Here is a 2,961-nt window from a genome sequence, read left to right as displayed (position 1 = left end):
CAAAATACGCCATCTTCCGCCAAACAACAAAAGCACCGAGCGGTGCTGTAATAAAGGCTAAACAAACACCTGCAAGCCACGCAGGTAATAAAATATCAAACATATCTCTTCCAAATAACAACAAGCGGCCGCTTTTTCATCACATTTTGTAAATTTATGGATTATTTATACCGCTTGATCTCGCTTAATTCATCTTGTGTTTTCAGCCAAGCCATTTTTTCTTTAATCTGCTTTTCCATTCCTCGTTCTGAAGGAAAATAGAATTGCGTGTTTTGAAGTTCAGGCGGAAAATAATTTTCCCCCGCAGCATAAGCATTCGGTTCATTATGAGCATAACGGTACTCTTCACCGTAGCCTAATGATTTCATTAAATTTGTCGGAGCATTACGTAAATGCTCCGGTACATCATAATCTTTTGCTTCTTTTGCTAAGCGTTTAGCTTCATTGAAAGCTTGATAAACCGCATTACTTTTAGGGGCAACGGCAAGATAAATAATCGCTTGGGCGATAGCTCTTTCCCCTTCATAAGCCCCAACTCTGGTAAAACAATCCCACGCCGCTATGGCGATTTGCATTGCTCTGGGGTCTGCATTACCAATATCTTCTGAAGCAATTGCCAGTAATCGTCTTGCTACATAAAGCGGATCGCCACCCGCAGTTAAAATGCGAGCATACCAATATAATGCCCCATCCGGTGATGAACCACGAATGGATTTATGTAGAGCAGAAATTAGATCGTAATAACGATCTCCCCCTTTATCAAAACGGGCTTGTCGCTCGCCCAATACTTCGGTAAGTAATGCTTTGTTTAACACTTTACCTTGAGAAGTGCTTTCTGCCATATCTGCCATTAACTCTAGGCAATTTAAGGCAAAACGAGCATCGCCATTTACATAATTGGCAAGTAATGTCAGTACATCATCTTCAAGCAGTAATTTTTCATTACCTAACCCACGTTCTACATCTGCCACTGCTATTTGCAAAATTTTTAAAATTTCGACCGCTTGTAGTGGCTTTAAGATGTAAATTCTCGCTCGTGAAAGTAACGCATTATTAAGCTCAAATGAAGGGTTCTCCGTTGTCGCACCAATAAAGATGATCGTGCCATCTTCAATATGGGGTAAAAATGCATCTTGCTGACTTTTGTTGAAACGATGAACTTCATCAACAAAGAGTAATGTTCGTCTGCCTGCTTGTCGATTTAATTTTGCTCGCTCAATTGCTTCTCGAATCTCTTTTACACCGCTAGTTACCGCTGAAATACGTTCCACTTCAGCATCAAAATGATGAGCAATGATTTCAGCTAATGTCGTTTTCCCTGTTCCCGGAGGACCCCAGAAAATCATAGAATGGCTATGCCCTGCTTCAATCGCTCTACGCAGTGGTTTACCTTCGCCGATCAGATGAGATTGACCCACATATTCAGCTAAATTTTGAGGACGCATTCTTGCTGCAAGCGGTCGAAAATCTTCTGCAAAATCAAAAGACAAGCTACTCATCTCTCTCCCTTAGCGTAAGCGAAGTTGGCGGCGAATATGACGCATCAGTAGGAAAATCCAAGGCCAAAGTACACCGCTGATTATTGCTCCGAATATCTCTTGTGAATTAAATTCAGCACTATGTAAAATGAATTCAACGACAAAAATAGCGAAGCGGATCAGAACAATATATGCCATAACCAGTAAACTTTGTAGCCAAAGTGATAAGTTACGCAAAATAAGGTGGTATTTCGCAACAAAATAAATAGCAATAGACAATATTAGTGCGTGAATACCTAAAATTGAACCTAAAATTAGATCCCACACAATACCGGCTAAAAAAGCTGTGCCAACACTAATTTTATCAGGCAGAGCTAATGCCCAGTAGATTAGCACCAATACTACCCACGTGGGGCGTAATCCTTGAAAGCCAACCGGCCAAGGCATAATTTCCAACACAAAAGCAATCACAAAAATTGCGAGAATAACCAGGATCTGAAAAATCGGGTTTGTTCTCATTATTCAGCTCCTTGTTCTATATGATGACCTTCATCACCTTCCGGCTCAGACTGTGATGCCGGATTTTCGTTTATTTCTTCTGTTTCAATTTGCTCTTCTTTGGAATCCAACTGAACTTCTGTTTTCTTATTTGACATCTTCTTTAATCGTTCAAACGGATTGACACTGTTTCGTCTTTCTTCCACAGCTTCACGTACTTGCTCAGGCGATAAACTTCGGCTGTAATTCTTCTCTTCTGCTGTGGGCCAAAGTAATAATAGATAACGTAAACGATCAAATGAAGCTAATGGTCTGGCAACAATTCTGGCAAATTGGCTTTTTGTATCATTTTCGACAGTTTCGACAATTGCAACGGGATACCCTTCCGGAAAGCGTCCGCCTAAGCCGGAGGTAACTAATACATCACCTTTTACTACATCAATAGAGCGAGGTAAATTATCAACAACTAATTCATTATTTAACCCTGTGCCATTCACAATACCACGCACATCATTGCGTAATACTTGCACCGGAGTGGCGTGGGTAATGTCAGTTAAAAGTAACACACGACTGGATTTTTCGCCTACGGAAATAATTTGCCCTACAACACCTCTTTCATCAATTATAGGCTGCCCGACAAAAGCCCCATCTAAACGACCTTGATTAATAATAACTTGCTGGCGGTAAGCATCCATCTCAGCAGCCAAAACCTCGCCAATCTTTTTATATTCATCTTGACGGAGTGGCGAACTTAATAACAATCTTAAGCGTTGATTTTCTACCTTTAATTGATCAAGGAGTAGTAAGTCTGCACTTTTTTCTCTTAATTGCTCTTTTAGTAAATTATTTTCCAACTGTAATTTATTGTTATCAATAAAATTGCCACTCACACCGTCTAAGATTGAGCGAGGCGTATTTGCAAAGTAATATAATCCACTAACCGTTGTTTCTAAGATATTACGAGCTTGAATCATCAACGAACTTC

General features: G+C 40.1%; 4 protein-coding genes. All 4 read right to left on the bottom strand.

Features of this window, described 5'->3' with window-relative positions; genetic code table 11:
- On the bottom strand, nucleotides 1-103 hold a 103-nt coding region (locus tag ACJHV0_RS00095), incomplete at its 3' end, for a metal ABC transporter permease (protein WP_483133032.1).
- 58 nt (nucleotides 104-161) lie between these two features.
- The gene (locus ACJHV0_RS00090; RefSeq protein ID WP_483133031.1) at nucleotides 162-1,499 is read right to left on the bottom strand and encodes a replication-associated recombination protein A; all 1,338 of its coding nucleotides are present in this window, start codon (nucleotides 1,497-1,499) and stop codon (nucleotides 162-164) included.
- Between the two features lie 9 nt (nucleotides 1,500-1,508).
- Nucleotides 1,509-1,997, bottom strand: coding sequence for a rod shape-determining protein MreD (mreD, locus tag ACJHV0_RS00085; RefSeq protein WP_283386041.1), 489 nt, complete (start codon nucleotides 1,995-1,997; stop codon nucleotides 1,509-1,511).
- On the bottom strand, nucleotides 1,997-2,961 hold a 965-nt coding region (gene mreC, locus ACJHV0_RS00080; protein ID WP_483133030.1), incomplete at its 5' end, for a rod shape-determining protein MreC. The genes mreC and mreD, both read right to left, overlap by 1 nt.

The organism is Mannheimia sp. (assembly GCF_056854775.1).
Note: the sequence above shows the minus strand (reverse complement) of the source record. Positions and strands in the feature narration are given on the sequence as shown.